Consider the following 14,452-nt stretch of genomic DNA (forward strand, 5'->3'; position numbering starts at 1 on the left):
ACATCAAGGCATTGGATCGGCAATGTCAGGGGATCAAGTTAGGGAATGAGACCATGAGCGAGATCGTCACGGCGGGGATATTGGTGATCGGCGACGAGATCCTGTCCGGCCGGACCAAGGACAAGAACATCGGCTTCATCGCCGAATACCTGACCAACATCGGCATCGACCTGAAGGAGGTCCGCGTCGTCGCCGATGACGAGGCCGACATCGTCTCTGCCCTTGATGCGCTGCGGCATAGGTACACCTACGTGTTCACCACCGGCGGCATCGGGCCGACCCATGACGACATCACCGCCGACAGCGTGGCGAAGGCGTTCGGGGTCGATATCCATCATCACCCCGAGGTGGTGGCGCGGTTCAGGGAGCGCTGGAGCGAGCAGGACCTCAACGAGGCGCGGCTCCGCATGGCCCGGGTGCCTGACGGCGCCGAGCTGATCCAGAGCGCGACCATCCTGGCGCCGGGCTTCAAGCTCGGTAATGTCATCGTGATGGCCGGCATCCCCACCATCATGCAGGCGATGATGGACATCGTGGCGCCGACCCTGAAATCCGGCGTGCGGATGTTGTCGGACTCGGTCAGGGCCGACGCGCGGGAAGGCGACATCGGCGGCCCGCTGCGGGCGATCGCGGAAGCCAATCCCGACACCATCATCGGCAGCTATCCGTTCCAGGACGAGAACCAGAAGCCGAACACCAATCTCGTGGTCCGCTCGCGCGATCCGGAAAAGCTCGCCGCGGCGATGATCGCGGTGAAGGAGATGCTGAAGCAAGTGCAGGCCGCGCAGAAGAAGCCGGCGGGTTGAGACGATATGGCTGAACGAAATTCCGAACCGAGTGCACAGGAGCGAGCCGGCAGGCCGTTTCCGGTCTCGTGGGATCAATTCCATCGGGACTGCCGGGCGCTGACCTGGCGGCTCAATGAGGTCGGCCCGTTCCAAGCGGTGATCGCGATCACCCGCGGCGGGCTGGTGCCCGCGGCGATCGTGGCGCGCGAGCTCGGCTTGCGGGTGATCGACACCGTCTGCGTCGCCAGCTACGACCACGACAAGCAGGGCGATCTGAAAGTGCTCAAGGGCATTTCGGAGCAGACTGCCAAGCTCGGCGGCGGCACCGGCAAGGGGCTCTTGATCGTCGACGACCTGGTCGATACCGGCAAGACCGGCAGGCTGGTGCGCCAATTGCTGCCCGATGCGCATTTCGCGACCGTGTACGCCAAGCCGAAGGGCCGGCCGCTGGTCGACACCTACATCACCGAGGTGTCGCAGGACACCTGGATCTACTTTCCCTGGGATACCGCGCTGTCGTTCCAGCCGCCGATCCGCGACGGGGCGGCATGACGTCGTCGTCATTCCGGGGCGCGTCGAAGACGCGAACCCGGAATCTCGAGATTCCGGGTTCGATGCTTCGCATCGCCCCGGAATGACAGCGACGAACGATCGGATTTGCCATGCCCCTGCAAAACCGCGTCACGCCCACCGGCGACATCGTCGCGACCGACCATCGCGGCACCTTCACCGGCAATCGCGGCATCATCCACGATCCGGCGACGCGCACGCTTCTGAACAAGCGCTGGTCGAGCCCGGCCTGGCTCACCTGCGTCTGCGAGTTCAGGGGACGGCGGCGCAAGGTGATGAGCCGGCAGAGCTGGACCGAGCTGTTCTTCCTCGATGAGGCCACCGCGTTTGCGGCCGGACACCGGCCCTGCTTCTACTGCCGCCGTGACGATGCCAAGCGGTTTCGCAGCTGCTGGGAGCAGGGCAACGGCGTGAGCGATCTCAGCGCCAAGGCGATGGACGCGGTGCTGCATGCCGAGCGGCTCGACCGCGGCAAGAAGCGGCTGCATCCGGTGTCGACGCGATTGCGCGACTTGCCCGACGGGACGATGCTGCAGGCGAGCGGGGACAGCTACCTCGTCGCCGACGGCGCCACGTTGCGCTGGTCGTTCGCCGGTTACAGCCGGGCCGACGTACCGGAGCCGGCCATGCTGCTGACGCCGCCATCGACGTTGCGCGCCTTCCAGGCCGGCTACCGGCCGGTGTTGCATCCGAGCGCGATGGCCGTTCTGGGTTGATCGGCCGGCGCAGTCGTTACGCCAGCCGCTGCCGCGCCAGCTTGGCCCCGGCGCCCAGCGCGATCAGCTTGGCTTCGGCGATGTCCCGCCGCATCGGCGCCATGCCGCAATTGGTGGTCGCGATGATGTTGCTCTTCGGCACGTGCTTCGCGACCGCCTCGATCACCTTGACGACGTCCTCAGCGGTCTCGATCTCGTCGCTGGCGACGTCGATCACGCCGGCCTGCACGATCTTGCCGGGAAGCGCCGCGAGCAGTTCGATCGGCACCTTCGAGTTGCGGCATTCGATCGCGACCTGCTGGATCGTGCTCTTGTCGATGACGGGGAAGGTCTCCTCGTATTGCCGCCACTCGCCGCCAAGCGTCTGCTTCCAGTCGGTGTTGGCCTTGATGCCGTAGCCGTAGCAGATGTGCACGGCGGTGGCGCAAGTCAGGCCTTCGGCGGCGCGCTCCAGCGCCTTGATGCCCCAGTCGCGCACTTGGTCCATGTAGACGTTGAAGGCGGGCTCGTCGAACTGGATCATGTCGACGCCGTCGGCCTGCAACGCCTTCGCCTCCTGATTCAAAAGCTCGGCGAAAGCGAAGGCCATCTTCACACGGTCGCCGTAATACTTGTCGGCGATGGTATCGATGATCGTCATCGGGCCGGGAATGGTGAATTTCAGCCGGTTCCTGGTGTGCGCGCGGGCCGCACGGGCCTCGCTCTCGTGGACGCGTCCCTTGAGCTGCAGCGGTGCGACCACCTGCGGCACCATCGCCTTATAGCGGTCCTTGCGGATGCCCATCTCGACCTTGTGGGCGAAATCGATGCCCTCGATCCGCTCCAGGAAGCCGTGCACGAAATGCTGGCGCGCCTGCTCGCCCTCGGTGACGATGTCGACGCCGGCATCTTCCTGCAGCTTGACCGCCAGCACCGTGGCATCGCGCTTGGCGCGGGCGAGCTCGGCGCCCTCCGACTTCCAGGGTGCCCACAGCATGTTCGGCTCCGCCAGCCATTCCGGCTTCGGCAGCGAGCCTGCGATCGTCGTTGGAAACAGCATGGGTGCCTCCCGTTGGGTTCTGATTGAGGGCCTGTGTGCCATGTCCTAAGGTGGAGGTACAGAACAACAAAAGTCTTTGTGATGGGAATAGAACGCCGATGATCGATCTGCACTACGCGCCGACGCCGAACGGCTGGAAGATCTCGATCATGCTGGAGGAACTGGGGCTGCCCTACAAGGTGATCCCGGTGAACATCCGCGCCGGCGAGCAGTTTCGGCCCGAATTCCTGGCGATCAGCCCGAACAACCGGATCCCCGCCATCGTCGACCATCAACCGGCCGGCGGCGGCGGGCCGTTCTCGGTGTTCGAGACCGGCGCGATCCTGATCTATCTCGCCGACAAGACCGGCCGTTTCCTGTCGCGGGAGTTGCGTGCGCGGTCGAACGTCATCCAATGGGTGATGTGGCAGATGGGCGGCCTCGGGCCGATGCTCGGCCAGCACGGCCATTTCGCGCTCTATGCGGCCGAGAAGATTCCCTACGCGATCGAGCGCTACCGCGACGAGACCGCGCGGCTCTATGGTGTGCTCGACCGCCAGCTCGGCAGGACCGGCGCCTATATCGCCGGCGACGACTATTCGATCGCCGACATCGCCTGCTTCCCCTGGACCATGACCCACAAGGCGCAGGGTTTTACCCTCGACGATTTCCCGAACATCAAGCGCTGGTACGCCACCGTGCGCGCCCGCCCGCAGGTGCAGGCGGGGCTTGCGATCGGAAAATTCGTCAAGGAGCCGTTTGACGAGGAATCGCGCAAGAACATGTTCGGCCAGCGTGCGAAGGAATTGGTCGAGAAGAAATGATGCCCGTTATTCCGCGGCGCGACACAGTCGCGAGCCCTGCGCCTTGCGGTGCACCCCGGAATGACGAGAATGAATGTGGAAAAGACAAAGGGAAACGCCATGATCGAATTCTTCTTCGACTGCTCCAGCCCGTGGACCTATCTCGCCTGGCACAACATCCAGCCGATCGCGAAGGAGTTCGACGCTCCGATCACCTGGCGGCCGATCCTGGTCGGCGGCATCTTCAACACCGTCAACCCGTCGGTCTACTCGCAGCGCGAGAAGCCGGTGCCGCTGAAGGCGCGCTACATGAAGAAGGATCTCACCGACTGGGCGCGCTCGGCCGGCCTTGCGATCAAGATGCCGCCGACCGTGTTCCCGGTGAACAGCGTCAAGGCGATGCGCGGCTGCATCCTTCTCGGCAACGAGAAGATGGTGCCGTTCGCCCGCGCGGTGTTCGAGGCCTATTGGGGTGACGACAAGGACATTTCGCAGGATGCGGTGCTGACCGAGATCTGCACTAAACTCGGGATCGATCCGGCGCAATTCCTTGCCGGCATCGGCGACCAGGCGATCAAGGATCAACTCAAGGCCAACACCGAGGAGGTGATGGCGCGCGGCGGCTTCGGCTCGCCGACGATCTATCTCGACAAGACCGACATGTATTTCGGCAACGACCGCTTGCCGCTGATCCGCGAGGCGCTGGCACGCCTCAAGGCGCGGGCCGCCTGATGCCGAAAGCCGTCGTTTGCCGCGAGCTCGGCCCGCCCGAGCGTCTGCAGCTCGAGAACTTTGCCTCGGTGCCCTTGCAGCCGGGCCAGGTGCGGGTTGCGATCCGGGCCGCCGGGATCAACTTTCCCGACATCCTGATGGCCGCCGGCGAGTACCAGCTCAAGCCGCCGCTGCCGTTCACGCCGGGTTCGGAAGCCGCCGGCGATGTCGTCGAGGTCAATGACGCTACCGGTGTCGCCATCGGCGATAAGGTGATCGTCAAGATGCGCTTCGGCGCCTATTGCGACGAGACGGTTGCAACGCCGTCGCAACTCGTGCCGGTGCCGTCGACCTTCGACTATGCGGAAGGCGCGACCTTCCTGGCCGCGCACGGCACCGCGTATCACGCACTGATCGATCGCGGACAGATCAAGCCGGGCGAGGTGCTGCTGGTGCATGGCGCCGGCGGCGGCGTTGGGCTTGCCGCGGTCGAGATCGGCAAGCTGCTCGGCGCCACCGTGATCGCCGCGGCTTCGAGCGAGGACAAGCTTGCGATCGCCAAGGCGCGCGGCGCGGACCATCTCGTGCTCTATGCGCGCGAGCCGTTCCGCGATGCGGTCAAGCGCCTCACCGACGGTCGCGGCGCCGATGTCGTGTTCGATCCTGTCGGCGGCGAGGTGTTCGAGAACTCGATGCGCTGCATCAACTGGGGCGCGCGGATTCTCGTCGTCGGCTTCACCGGCGGCATCGGTCTTGCCCGCACCAATCTGTTGATGATCAAGGGCGCGAGCGTGCTCGGCGTTCGCGCCGGCGAGGCGGTGCGCAAGGATCCCGCGCTCGGCGAGGTCAGGTTCAAGGCGCTGAGCGAATGGGCCGAGGCCGGCCGGGTGCGGCCGAATATCTCGCACCGGCTGCCGCTGGAAGACTATGCGAAGGCGATGCGGCTGTTGATCGAGCGCAAGGCGATCGGGCGTGTGGCGCTGCTGACGAGGCCGTGAAGCCATAGATCCGTCGGGCAGGCGGCTTGCCAGCGTCCGCCATGCACCGATAGCAGACCAAATTCTGCAGTGCAGCCAAATGACGCGATGGGCCTGACGTTCAGGGAATCGAACCCGGGTCCGTCGCGTGATATCCTCTGCCGGCTGAGTGTCGTTGCAGGGGGGAGGATATGACATGCGTATCGCTGTGATGGCGGCCGGTGCCCTCGGCGGTTATTTCGGAGCACGTATGGCTGCGGCAGGGCACGACGTGTTCTTTATCGCACGCGGCTCCAACCTCGAGGCGATCAGGAAAAACGGTCTCAAGGTCGAGAGTGTGCTCGGCAATCTTCATTTGCCCGAACCCAACGTGACCGATGATCCAGCCACGGTCGGCCCGGTCGATATCGTACTGTTCGCGGTCAAGCTTTGGGACAGCGAGACGGCAGCCAGGTTGTCTCTCCCCCTGGTCGGACCGCGCACCCGGGTGATCCCGCTGCAAAACGGGGTCGATAGCGCCGAGAGGATCGCCCCGATTCTCGGCGCCGACAATGTGGTCGCCGGAAGTGCCTACATTGCTACAGTGCTGTCCGCGCCTGGCGTCGTCACCCACACGAGCCAGTTCGCGCGCATGGTCTGCGGCAGAACCGACGGTAAGCCCGATGACGGCCTCAAGGCCTTTGCCGACGCCGCTCAAGCGGCCGGCATCGACATCTCGGTGTCCGACGGGATTGACCGCGAGCGCTGGCAGAAATTTGTATTCCTCGTCGGACTATCAGGCGCGACCGCAACGACTCGCCAGCCGCTGGGGCCGATCCTGGCCGACCCGGATACGCGAGCGTTCTTTTACAGCCTGATGAGCGAGGTGGTGGCGGTCGGCCGTGCCAGGGGCGTTCCCATTCCGGAGAATTTTGCCGAGGACCGAATGAAATTCGCGGAAGCCTCGCCGCCCACCTTCAAGGCTTCCATGCTGCACGATCTCGAACGCGGCAACCGGCTCGAACTCGACTGGCTCGCCGGAAAGGTGGTGGAGTTCGCCCGCCCGCTTGGCATTCCTACGCCAGCCAACAATGCGGTCTATGCCATGCTCAAGCTGCACAGGATGGGTAACGCCCACGCCTAGTCCACCTGACGATTTGTGCTGAATTGCCCCTCTCGCAAGAACGCGATGGTCTGCGCGATCGCATCGGCGTTGCGCACCAGCCAGGGATGCGAGGTGCGGATCACGATGTGATCGGCCATACCCTCGAGCCTGGTGTTGGCGACCGACACCCGGCCGTCATGCGGCCGCGGCAGGGCCATGGAGGTGATCGGATAGACCGAACGGTTGCCGGCAATGATGCCGGCGGAATAATCGATCGGCGGCAGCAGCGCGCTGGTCGCGGCATCGCGGCGGGTGACGAGCTGCTGCCCGGCCGGACCGAAATAGGCGCGATAAGCCGCGAGGTTCTTCAGGCGGTCGGCGATCTCGCTGCCGCCGTTCGGCGTGCCCAGCATCACGACGCGGCCGAGCCGCGCCGGGCGATGCCTTGCCAGATAGACGCGCGCCAGAAGCCCGCCCATGGAATGGCAGACGAAGTTCACGGAGCCGTCGAGGCTCTCTGCGAATCGATCGAGCGAGGGGCGGATGTCCTCGGCCAACACGTCGAGTGGCTTGCGCCGGCTATCATAGTCGAGATTGAGGGTGGCAAAGCCGGCAGCCTTCAGTGCCAGCTCCATCCTGCGAAACGAGCGCGCCGTCCTGCTGATGCCGTGCAGCAGGACGACGCCGTCAAGTGTGGACGCCGCTTGACGCCGTTCGTTCACTTATAGTCGCGCTCTTGCCACCACGGGAAATAGTCGGGCATGTCCGACGACACCTTGTTCTTGAACTGCGCGGGGCGCTTTTCCAGGAACGACACCACGCCTTCCTTGACGTCGTCGGAGCGGCCGCGGGCATAGATGCCGCGGCTGTCCACCTTGTGCGCCTCCATCGGATCGTCGGCGCCCATCATGCGCCACATCATCTGGCGGATCAGCGCCACCGACACCGGCGCGGTCTTGGCCGCGAACTCCTTGGCGAGTGCACGCGCGGTCGGCAGCAGATCGGCCGGCGGCACCACCTTGCTGACGAGCCGGCCGGCGAGCGCTTCCTGCGCCGGGAAGACGCGGCCGGAATAGCACCATTCCAGCGCCTGCGAGATGCCGACGATGCGCGGCAGGAACCAGCTCGATGCGGCTTCCGGCACGATGCCGCGCTGGGAGAACACGAAGCCGAAGCGCGCGGCGTCGGAGGCGATGCGGATATCCATCGCAAGCTGCATGGTGACGCCGATGCCGACCGCCGGGCCGTTCACCGCAGCGATGACAGGCTTCAGGCACTTGAAGATGCGCAGCGTCACTTGTCCGCCGCCGTCGCGCACCTGCGGATCGCTGTAGTCAACGCTGTCGTCGGCATTGCGCTTGACCGGACCGCGCCGCGCATCGCGGTCGAACGTGTTGGCGCCGGAGGAGAGATCGGCGCCGGCGCAGAAGCCGCGGCCCGCACCCGTCACGATGATGGCCCTGACGTCGTCGTCCTTGTCGGCTTTGTCGAACGCGTCGATCAGCTCCTGCTGCATCGTGGCGTTGAAGGCGTTGAGCTTGTCGGGCCGGTTCAGCGTGATGGTCAGGATCTGCTCGGCGACCTCGTACTTGATCGTCTCATACGCCATGGGGATGATTTCCTTCCTTTTATTTGTCATTGCCGGGCTCGACCCGGCAATCCATCTCTTCTTTATGAAGAAGATGGATGCGCGGGTCGAGCCCGCGCATGACAATTTGGAAGGCCGAGGCGCTACTTCTTCGGCGGCGTGGGCCACGGCTTCTGCGGGCCGCGAAGGCCTTCGAACGCCTTGCCCATGCCGAGCACGCCGATGTCGTCGAAGCGGCGGCCGATGATCTGGACGCCGATCGGAAAGCCCTTCTTGTCGTAGCCGCCGTTGATCGACAGCGCGGGGTTCTCCGACATATTCCACGGCACGGTAAAGCAGATGTGCTCGAACGGCTTTGCGGGATCGTTGAGCGGTGCGGCGAACTCCGCCGGGAAGTTCACCACCGGCGACACCGGCGAGATCACGTAGTCGACCTCGCAAAACAATTTCGCGGCGGCGGCGCGGATCGCCATCGTTTGGTTGAAGCCGCGCACCACATCGACGCCGGAGAGCTTTGCACCGGCCTCTGCCCAGTTGAGGATGTAGGGCAGGGTCTTGCTGCGGTCGGCCTGCGACAGTTTCGACAGCTCATCCCAGGTCCGGGCGCGCCAGAAATTGTCGAGCCCTTCGAGCATCTCGGGCGTCAGGATGCCGTCGATCTCGGTGATGACGGCGCCGGCGGATTCGAACGCCTTCGCCGCCTTGACGACGATTTCGCGAACCTCCTTCTCGACCTTCTGGCCGGAGCCGGCGTCGAGCATCAGCCCGATGCGCAGCTTGCGTGGCGACTTCTCCAGCGCCTTCCAGTTCACCTCGAGCGCCGGCAGGCTCATGCCGTCGCGGCGGTCGGGACGCGACAATACGCTCATCATCAGCGCGGCGTCGTCGACGGTGCGGGTCATCGGACCGGCGACGCGGCCGATATAGGGCGGGTCGATCGGCACGCGGCCGAGGCTCGGTTTCAATGCGACGAGGCCGCACCAGTTGGCCGGCAGCCGCACCGAGCCGCCGATATCGGTGCCGAGATGCAAGGGACCATAGCCGGCAGCACCTGCCGCGCCCGCGCCGGCGCTCGAGCCGCCGGGGTTCTTGCTGACATCCCAGGGATTGCGGGTCAGGGGATGGAATGAGGACAGGCCCGACGACAGCATGCCGTAGTCCGGCATCGTGGTCTTGGAGAAGATCACGCAGCCGGCCTCGCGCAGCCGCGCCGCGGGCGGTGCATCCTTCTCCGCGGGCGCCAGCTTGACGCTCGCCGCGCCCAGCGGCACCGGCTGCCCCTTGGTCGCGACATTGTCCTTGATGGTGGCGGGAACGCCATCGAGCGTGCCGGCCGGCTCGGCCTGCTGCCAGCGCTCGGTCGAGGTCCTGGCGACCTTCCGCGCCCCTTCCGGGTCGTACAAATACAGCGCCTTGATGTGCGGCTCCCAGGTCGCGACCTGGGAAATGATTTCCTCCAGCACCTCGGACGGCGAGAACTGCTTGGCACGATAGCCGGCGAGCAGGTCGACGGCGGAGAGATCGTGCAGCGACGTGATGGCGTCCCCTTTGGGCTTATGCATGCGCACCTGCCGGCATGCGTTTCTCGATGATGCGGGCGAACATGCTGGCGCCGATCGGCAGGATCTTGTCGTCGAGAACGTAACCGGGATTGTGAACGGGCACGGAGCCGTCATGGCCGACCCAGAAATACGCGCCGGGAATGGCCTGCATCATGTCGGCGAAATCCTCGCTGCCCATCTTTGGCGTCGAGCGGGTGATCACCTTGGCCGGATCGACGACGGTGCGCGCGACTTCCTCGACCACGCGGGACTGCTCTTCCTGATTCACCAGCACGCTGAAGCCGTCGCGGATCTCGACCGAGATTTCGGCGTCATATGCCGCCGCAAAGCCGGCGGAGATTTCGCGCATGCGCTTGCGGATCAGCTCACGGATCTCGTCGGAGAAGCAGCGCACCGTGCCGCACATCCAGGCTTCGCCGGGAATGACGTTGTACGCCGACCCGGAATGGATCTGCGTGATCGACAGCACCGCAGCCTGCAGCGGATCGACGTTGCGGCTGACGATCGACTGCAACGCCTGTCCGAGCGTCATTGCGATCACGACCGCGTCCTTGGAACGCTCCGGCATCGCGCCATGGGCGCCATAGCCCTGGATCCTGATGTCGAAGAAGTCGGCTGCGGCCATTGCCGGGCCCGGCAGGATCGCGATCTCGCCATGGTTGAGGTCCGGCGCGTTGTGCAGGCCATAGACCTCGTCGCAGGGGAACTGCTTGAACAGGCCGTCCTTGATCATGGCGCGGGCGCCGCCGAGGCCTTCCTCGGCCGGCTGGAAGATGAAATGCACGGTGCCGTCGAAATTGCGGGTCTCGGCGAGATAGCGCGCCGAGCCGAGCAGCATCGTGGTGTGGCCGTCATGGCCGCAGCCGTGGAAGCGGCCGGGAATGGTCGAACGCCACTTCAGATTGGTGTTCTCTTCCATCGGCAGCGCGTCCATGTCGGCGCGCAGGCCGATCTTCTTGGTGCCGTTGCCCTTGCCCTTGAGCACACCGACCACGCCGGTGCCGCCGAGGCCGCGATGCACCTCGATGCCCCAGCTCGTCAGCTTGTCGGCGACGATGCCCGAGGTGCGGACCTCCTCGAAGCCGATCTCGGGATGTGCATGCAGATCCCGTCTGATGGCGGTGAGTTCGTCGGCAAAACTGTCGATGCGCTCAATGGTCGGCATGGCTCTCTATCCGTTTGTGCGTGATGGGGAGGTGGGTGTGAAAGTAGGGCCGTTCGGCTTGATACGAATGCCGGGACGCAAATGTCTCCACGGCAGCGTGGCGGTATCGGCGGGCATCGCGCCGGGAGCGGCGCAGATCAAGAGCTTCTCGGCGATCGGCTCGAAATCGGCGCGGAAGTGCACCGAGCTCTTGTTGACCAAAATCTTCTGTGCCGTCGGCTCGATGCCGACATAGCGGTACATCGCCTGGTCGGCAAGCTGGGCCTTGTAGGAGCCGACCACGACGCGGACGTCGCCGACCCGCAGGCAGGCCGAGGGGCCCATGTCCATGTCGCGGCCGCCGAAATAGGGACCGGGAGCCACGAATTTTCCATCCGAGAGCTGTTCGACGACAAAAGTCTCCCGGTATGGCGCGTCGCCGGGAATGCCGGACTTGCCGCCGAGCTCGAGCGTGACTGATGCCCCGACACCGGCGCTGTGCGCGGCCTTCGCGGATTGCGGGTCGTAGATCACGCCGGTTGCGGCACTCGCCTTGTTGCGCACCAGCGCGCGCAGCATGCCGGTGGTGTCGGAATCGCCGCCGGCGCCGGGATTGTCCTGCGTGTCGGCGATGATGATCGGCTTGCTGGCCGATTTCGCCAGTTCCATCGCCAGCCGCACGCCTTCGTCGGGCGAATAGATCCGGCCGTCGAAATCGTCCTCATGGCTCTCGACCAGGGCGACGACCTTGTCGGCGGCGGCATCCGCATCGGCCTGGGTCCGGCCGTAAGCGAATACGCTCGGCCCGCAATCCCTGAAATCGGCGGCCGGGAAGCCCGGCGCAAACGACAGCGTCGGCACCGCGTCGCTCTCGAGTGCGGCGAGCTTCTGATAGATGCCCTTGGTCGGCTGGTCGTTGGTGCATTGCCAGCTGATCGGGATCAGGAACGGCAGTTGCCGGAATGCCTTTGCGAAGCGCTGCCTGGACTTGAGCATCAGCGCCAGATGCCGGGCGCAGGCGCGGCCGGTTTCGGCCATGTCGACATGCGGATAGGTGCGGTAGGCAATCAGCGCATCGGCATGCTCGATCATCTTTGGCGAGACGTTCGCATGCAGATCGAGGCTCGCCACCAGCGGCAGGTCGTTGCCGATCGCCTTGCGCACGCGGGCCAGCGTTTCGCCTTCACCGTCGTCATAATGCTCGGTGACCATGGCGCCGTGCAGGTCGAGATAGACGGCATCGATCGGTCCGGCCGCGGCGATGCCGTCGACCATTTCCGTCACGATCCGCTCGAACGCATCCTTGCTGACATGCGCCGACGGGCTCGCCGCGGCGAAGATCGTCGGCACCAGCTCCCAGCCATTGGCTTCCGCCGCCTCGACAAAGCCGGCGAGGCCGACATTGATCTTGCGCATGACCTTGAGCACGTCGGCGCCATGCGTCATCGACGGCCAGCCACCGCCATGCACGAAATCGTCATAGGTTGCCTTCGTCGGTGCGAAGGTATTGGTCTCGTGCAGGAAGCCGCCAACGGCAATGCGGGTCATCAAGTCGGTCTCGATACGTTTCTTCGATCATGATGCGATCATAACGACGCGCGTCATGATCTCATCTCGTTGGTTGGAGCGTGATCTCCGGGGAAGACCGGTGTCCGCCTTCAGGGCCACGCTCTAGCGCGCGACGTTAAGCGTGTCGTCGCGCCCAGCGCAAGCCGGGGAGCACCAGCGGATTTGCATGCCCTGTGGGCGGAAAGGCTTGAGGCTAAAGACCTAGGCCGTCGCCACAATGCCTTCCGAAACGGGGCGGAAGTTGGCGAAGTCCCAGCCGCGACCGGGCGCCGCATCGAGCAGCGCGCGGGTATAGGCCTGCTGCGGATTGGTCAGCACCTCGGCGGCCGGTCCCTGTTCCACGACGCGGCCATGTTGCATCACGGCGACGTCGTCGCAGATTTGTGCGGCGACGCGCAAATCATGCGTGATGAACAGCAGCGCGATGCCCAGCCGGCGCTGGATTTCGTCAAGCAGATCCAGAACCTGCGCCTGCACCGAGACGTCGAGCGCGGACACCGCCTCATCCGCGACGAGCACGTCGGGATCGAGCGCCAGCGCGCGCGCGATCGCGATGCGCTGGCGCTGGCCGCCGGAGAACTGGTGCGGATATCGCGAGATCGCGTCGGGCGGCAAATGGACGAGCTCGAGCAGCTCGCGCGCCCGCGCCAGCGCATCCTTGCGCGGCATGCCGTAATTGACCGGGCCTTCCGCGATGCTCTCGCCGACGGTGACGCGCGGATTGAGCGAGCGGTAGGGATCCTGGAAGATGATCTGGATCTTCTGGCGATGCGGTTGCAACAGCCGGCGCGACAGGTCGGAGATCTCGCGGCCGGCGAGGCGTACCCCGCCCGAGGTCGGATCGATTAGGCGCACGATGCAGCGCGCGACCGTCGACTTGCCGGAACCGCTTTCGCCGACGATGCCGAGGGTGCGGCCCTTGCGCAGAGTGAGCGTGACGTTGCTGGCGGCGGCGACCTCGCGGGCTTTGCCGTACAGCGACCGCTCCCGGTAGACCTTGCTGAGCTCGTTGGCTTCCAGCACCACGGGCTCGGTCGTCTCCGGGCGCGGCGCGCGCGGCACCAGGCTCGGCACCGAGGACAAGAGGTTGCGGGTGTACTCCATCTTCGGATTGCGCAGCACGTCCTGCAGCGGGCCGGTTTCGACCAGGCGGCCGTGCCGCATCACCGCGACGCGGTCGGCGATCTCGGCCACCACGCCCATGTCGTGGGTGATGAACAGAACCGCGGTGCCGTGATCGCGTTGCAGGTCGCGGATCAAGGTGAGGATCTGCTTCTGGGTGGTGACGTCGAGCGCGGTGGTCGGCTCGTCCGCGATCAGGAGCTTCGGCTCCAGCACCAGCGCCATCGCGATCATGATGCGCTGGCGCTGACCGCCCGAGAGGCGGTGCGGGTAGGAGGAGAAGATGCGCTCCACGTCCGGCAGCCGCACATGCTCCATCATCGCCAGGATTTTCTGGCGCCGTGCGCGGGCATCGAGATCTGTGTGGGCGCGCAGCACCTCGTCGATCTGGCGGCCTACCGGCACCACGGGATTGAGCGCGGTCATCGGCTCCTGGAAGATCATCGCCATCCGCGTGGCGCGGAGTTGCCGCAGCCGCCGGTCGCTGGCGGTGAGCAGTTCCTCGCCGACCAGTTTGACGCTGCCGCCAGACGGCACCAGCGTGCCCTTCTGCTGCAGGCCCATCACGGTGAGCGATGTCACCGACTTGCCCGAGCCGCTTTCGCCGACCAGGCACAGCGTCTCGCTTTCACGTACCTGCAGCGAGAGGTCGTCGATGATGCGATGCGCATCCGCCTTGCGGCCGAGGCCGACGACGAGATTGCTGATGTCGAGGACGACGTTGGTCATGTCAGGGTCTCTTGGCGCTGTGAAGGAATTTACCCACTGTCATTCCGGGATGGTGCGCCAGCACCAGACCC

14 protein-coding genes are annotated in these 14,452 nt (G+C 65.3%); 7 read left to right on the plus strand and 7 right to left on the minus strand.

Annotation, left to right across the window (positions count from 1 at the left end; genetic code table 11):
* Positions 1 to 53 precede the first annotated feature (53 nt).
* The 3 genes from J2R78_RS31350 to J2R78_RS31360 all read left to right on the plus strand — a co-directional run bounded on the left by J2R78_RS31350 (position 54) and on the right by J2R78_RS31360 (position 2,074).
* A complete protein-coding gene (locus tag J2R78_RS31350) occupies positions 54 to 806 on the plus strand; it encodes a molybdopterin-binding protein (RefSeq protein WP_028342907.1) in 753 nt (250 codons plus the stop codon).
* Between the two features lie 6 nt (positions 807 to 812).
* The gene (gene gpt, locus J2R78_RS31355) at positions 813 to 1,340 is read left to right on the plus strand and encodes a xanthine phosphoribosyltransferase (RefSeq protein WP_057019092.1); all 528 of its coding nucleotides are present in this window, start codon (positions 813 to 815) and stop codon (positions 1,338 to 1,340) included.
* A 110-nt stretch (positions 1,341 to 1,450) separates the two neighbouring features.
* Positions 1,451 to 2,074 (plus strand): hypothetical protein, encoded by a 624-nt coding sequence (locus tag J2R78_RS31360; protein ID WP_253608000.1) that lies wholly within the window; start codon positions 1,451 to 1,453, stop codon positions 2,072 to 2,074.
* Between the two features lie 16 nt (positions 2,075 to 2,090).
* Here the strand turns inward: J2R78_RS31360 and J2R78_RS31365 are convergent, their stop codons facing one another.
* Positions 2,091 to 3,113: a methionine synthase gene (locus J2R78_RS31365; RefSeq protein ID WP_253608001.1), complete on the minus strand. Its 1,023-nt coding sequence runs from the start codon at positions 3,111 to 3,113 to the stop codon at positions 2,091 to 2,093.
* Positions 3,114 to 3,211: 98 nt separating this feature from the next.
* Here J2R78_RS31365 and J2R78_RS31370 point away from each other — a divergent pair, with 98 nt between their 5' ends.
* The 4 genes from J2R78_RS31370 to J2R78_RS31385 all read left to right on the plus strand — a co-directional run bounded on the left by J2R78_RS31370 (position 3,212) and on the right by J2R78_RS31385 (position 6,706).
* Positions 3,212 to 3,916: a glutathione binding-like protein gene (locus tag J2R78_RS31370; RefSeq protein WP_253608002.1), complete on the plus strand. Its 705-nt coding sequence runs from the start codon at positions 3,212 to 3,214 to the stop codon at positions 3,914 to 3,916.
* 99 nt (positions 3,917 to 4,015) lie between these two features.
* Entirely contained in the window at positions 4,016 to 4,627 is a 612-nt protein-coding gene (locus tag J2R78_RS31375; protein WP_253608003.1) for a 2-hydroxychromene-2-carboxylate isomerase, read from the plus strand.
* On the plus strand, positions 4,627 to 5,604 hold the full coding sequence (locus J2R78_RS31380) for an NADPH:quinone oxidoreductase family protein (protein WP_253608004.1): 978 nt from the start codon (positions 4,627 to 4,629) through the stop codon (positions 5,602 to 5,604). The genes J2R78_RS31375 and J2R78_RS31380 overlap by 1 nt, the downstream gene beginning before the upstream one ends.
* 175 nt (positions 5,605 to 5,779) lie before the next feature.
* Positions 5,780 to 6,706, plus strand: coding sequence for a ketopantoate reductase family protein (locus J2R78_RS31385; protein WP_253608005.1), 927 nt, complete (start codon positions 5,780 to 5,782; stop codon positions 6,704 to 6,706).
* Here J2R78_RS31385 and J2R78_RS31390 read toward each other — a convergent pair.
* From J2R78_RS31390 to J2R78_RS31415, 6 genes are all read right to left on the minus strand, one after another.
* A complete protein-coding gene (locus J2R78_RS31390) occupies positions 6,703 to 7,389 on the minus strand; it encodes an alpha/beta fold hydrolase (protein WP_253608006.1) in 687 nt (228 codons plus the stop codon). The genes J2R78_RS31385 and J2R78_RS31390 overlap by 4 nt on opposite strands.
* Entirely contained in the window at positions 7,386 to 8,276 is an 891-nt protein-coding gene (locus J2R78_RS31395; RefSeq protein WP_253608007.1) for a crotonase/enoyl-CoA hydratase family protein, read from the minus strand. Before J2R78_RS31395 ends, J2R78_RS31390 begins: the two co-directional genes overlap by 4 nt.
* Before the next feature lie 122 nt (positions 8,277 to 8,398).
* Positions 8,399 to 9,817, minus strand: a complete 1,419-nt coding sequence (locus tag J2R78_RS31400) for an amidase (protein WP_253608008.1) — start codon at positions 9,815 to 9,817, stop codon at positions 8,399 to 8,401.
* Positions 9,810 to 10,982 carry a M20 aminoacylase family protein gene (locus J2R78_RS31405; protein ID WP_028336101.1) on the minus strand — a complete coding sequence of 391 codons (1,173 nt, stop codon included), beginning with the start codon at positions 10,980 to 10,982 and terminating at the stop codon, positions 9,810 to 9,812. The genes J2R78_RS31400 and J2R78_RS31405 overlap by 8 nt, the downstream gene beginning before the upstream one ends.
* A 6-nt stretch (positions 10,983 to 10,988) precedes the next feature.
* On the minus strand, positions 10,989 to 12,509 hold the full coding sequence (locus J2R78_RS31410; RefSeq protein ID WP_253608009.1) for a M81 family metallopeptidase: 1,521 nt from the start codon (positions 12,507 to 12,509) through the stop codon (positions 10,989 to 10,991).
* Between the two features lie 222 nt (positions 12,510 to 12,731).
* The gene (locus tag J2R78_RS31415; RefSeq protein ID WP_253608010.1) at positions 12,732 to 14,381 is read right to left on the minus strand and encodes an ABC transporter ATP-binding protein; all 1,650 of its coding nucleotides are present in this window, start codon (positions 14,379 to 14,381) and stop codon (positions 12,732 to 12,734) included.
* Positions 14,382 to 14,452 lie beyond the last annotated feature (71 nt).

It is taken from the genome of Bradyrhizobium sp. USDA 4538, from assembly GCF_024171045.1.
Taxonomy (GTDB): domain Bacteria; phylum Pseudomonadota; class Alphaproteobacteria; order Rhizobiales; family Xanthobacteraceae; genus Bradyrhizobium; species Bradyrhizobium australafricanum.

Bases quoted from the DNA above. Each gene is read 5' to 3' on its own strand.
- J2R78_RS31350 (WP_028342907.1), top strand. From the start codon at position 54: ATGAGCGAGATCGTCACGGCGGGGATATTGGTGATCGGCGACGAGATC.
- gpt (WP_057019092.1), top strand. From the start codon at position 813: ATGGCTGAACGAAATTCCGAACCGAGTGCACAGGAGCGAGCCGGCAGG.
- J2R78_RS31360 (WP_253608000.1), top strand. From the start codon at position 1,451: ATGCCCCTGCAAAACCGCGTCACGCCCACCGGCGACATCGTCGCGACC.
- J2R78_RS31365 (WP_253608001.1), bottom strand. From the start codon at position 3,113: ATGCTGTTTCCAACGACGATCGCAGGCTCGCTGCCGAAGCCGGAATGG.
- J2R78_RS31370 (WP_253608002.1), top strand. From the start codon at position 3,212: ATGATCGATCTGCACTACGCGCCGACGCCGAACGGCTGGAAGATCTCG.
- J2R78_RS31375 (WP_253608003.1), top strand. From the start codon at position 4,016: ATGATCGAATTCTTCTTCGACTGCTCCAGCCCGTGGACCTATCTCGCC.
- J2R78_RS31380 (WP_253608004.1), top strand. From the start codon at position 4,627: ATGCCGAAAGCCGTCGTTTGCCGCGAGCTCGGCCCGCCCGAGCGTCTG.
- J2R78_RS31385 (WP_253608005.1), top strand. From the start codon at position 5,780: ATGCGTATCGCTGTGATGGCGGCCGGTGCCCTCGGCGGTTATTTCGGA.
- J2R78_RS31395 (WP_253608007.1), bottom strand. From the start codon at position 8,276: ATGGCGTATGAGACGATCAAGTACGAGGTCGCCGAGCAGATCCTGACC.
- J2R78_RS31400 (WP_253608008.1), bottom strand. From the start codon at position 9,817: ATGCATAAGCCCAAAGGGGACGCCATCACGTCGCTGCACGATCTCTCC.
- J2R78_RS31405 (WP_028336101.1), bottom strand. From the start codon at position 10,982: ATGCCGACCATTGAGCGCATCGACAGTTTTGCCGACGAACTCACCGCC.
- J2R78_RS31410 (WP_253608009.1), bottom strand. From the start codon at position 12,509: ATGACCCGCATTGCCGTTGGCGGCTTCCTGCACGAGACCAATACCTTC.
- J2R78_RS31415 (WP_253608010.1), bottom strand. From the start codon at position 14,381: ATGACCAACGTCGTCCTCGACATCAGCAATCTCGTCGTCGGCCTCGGC.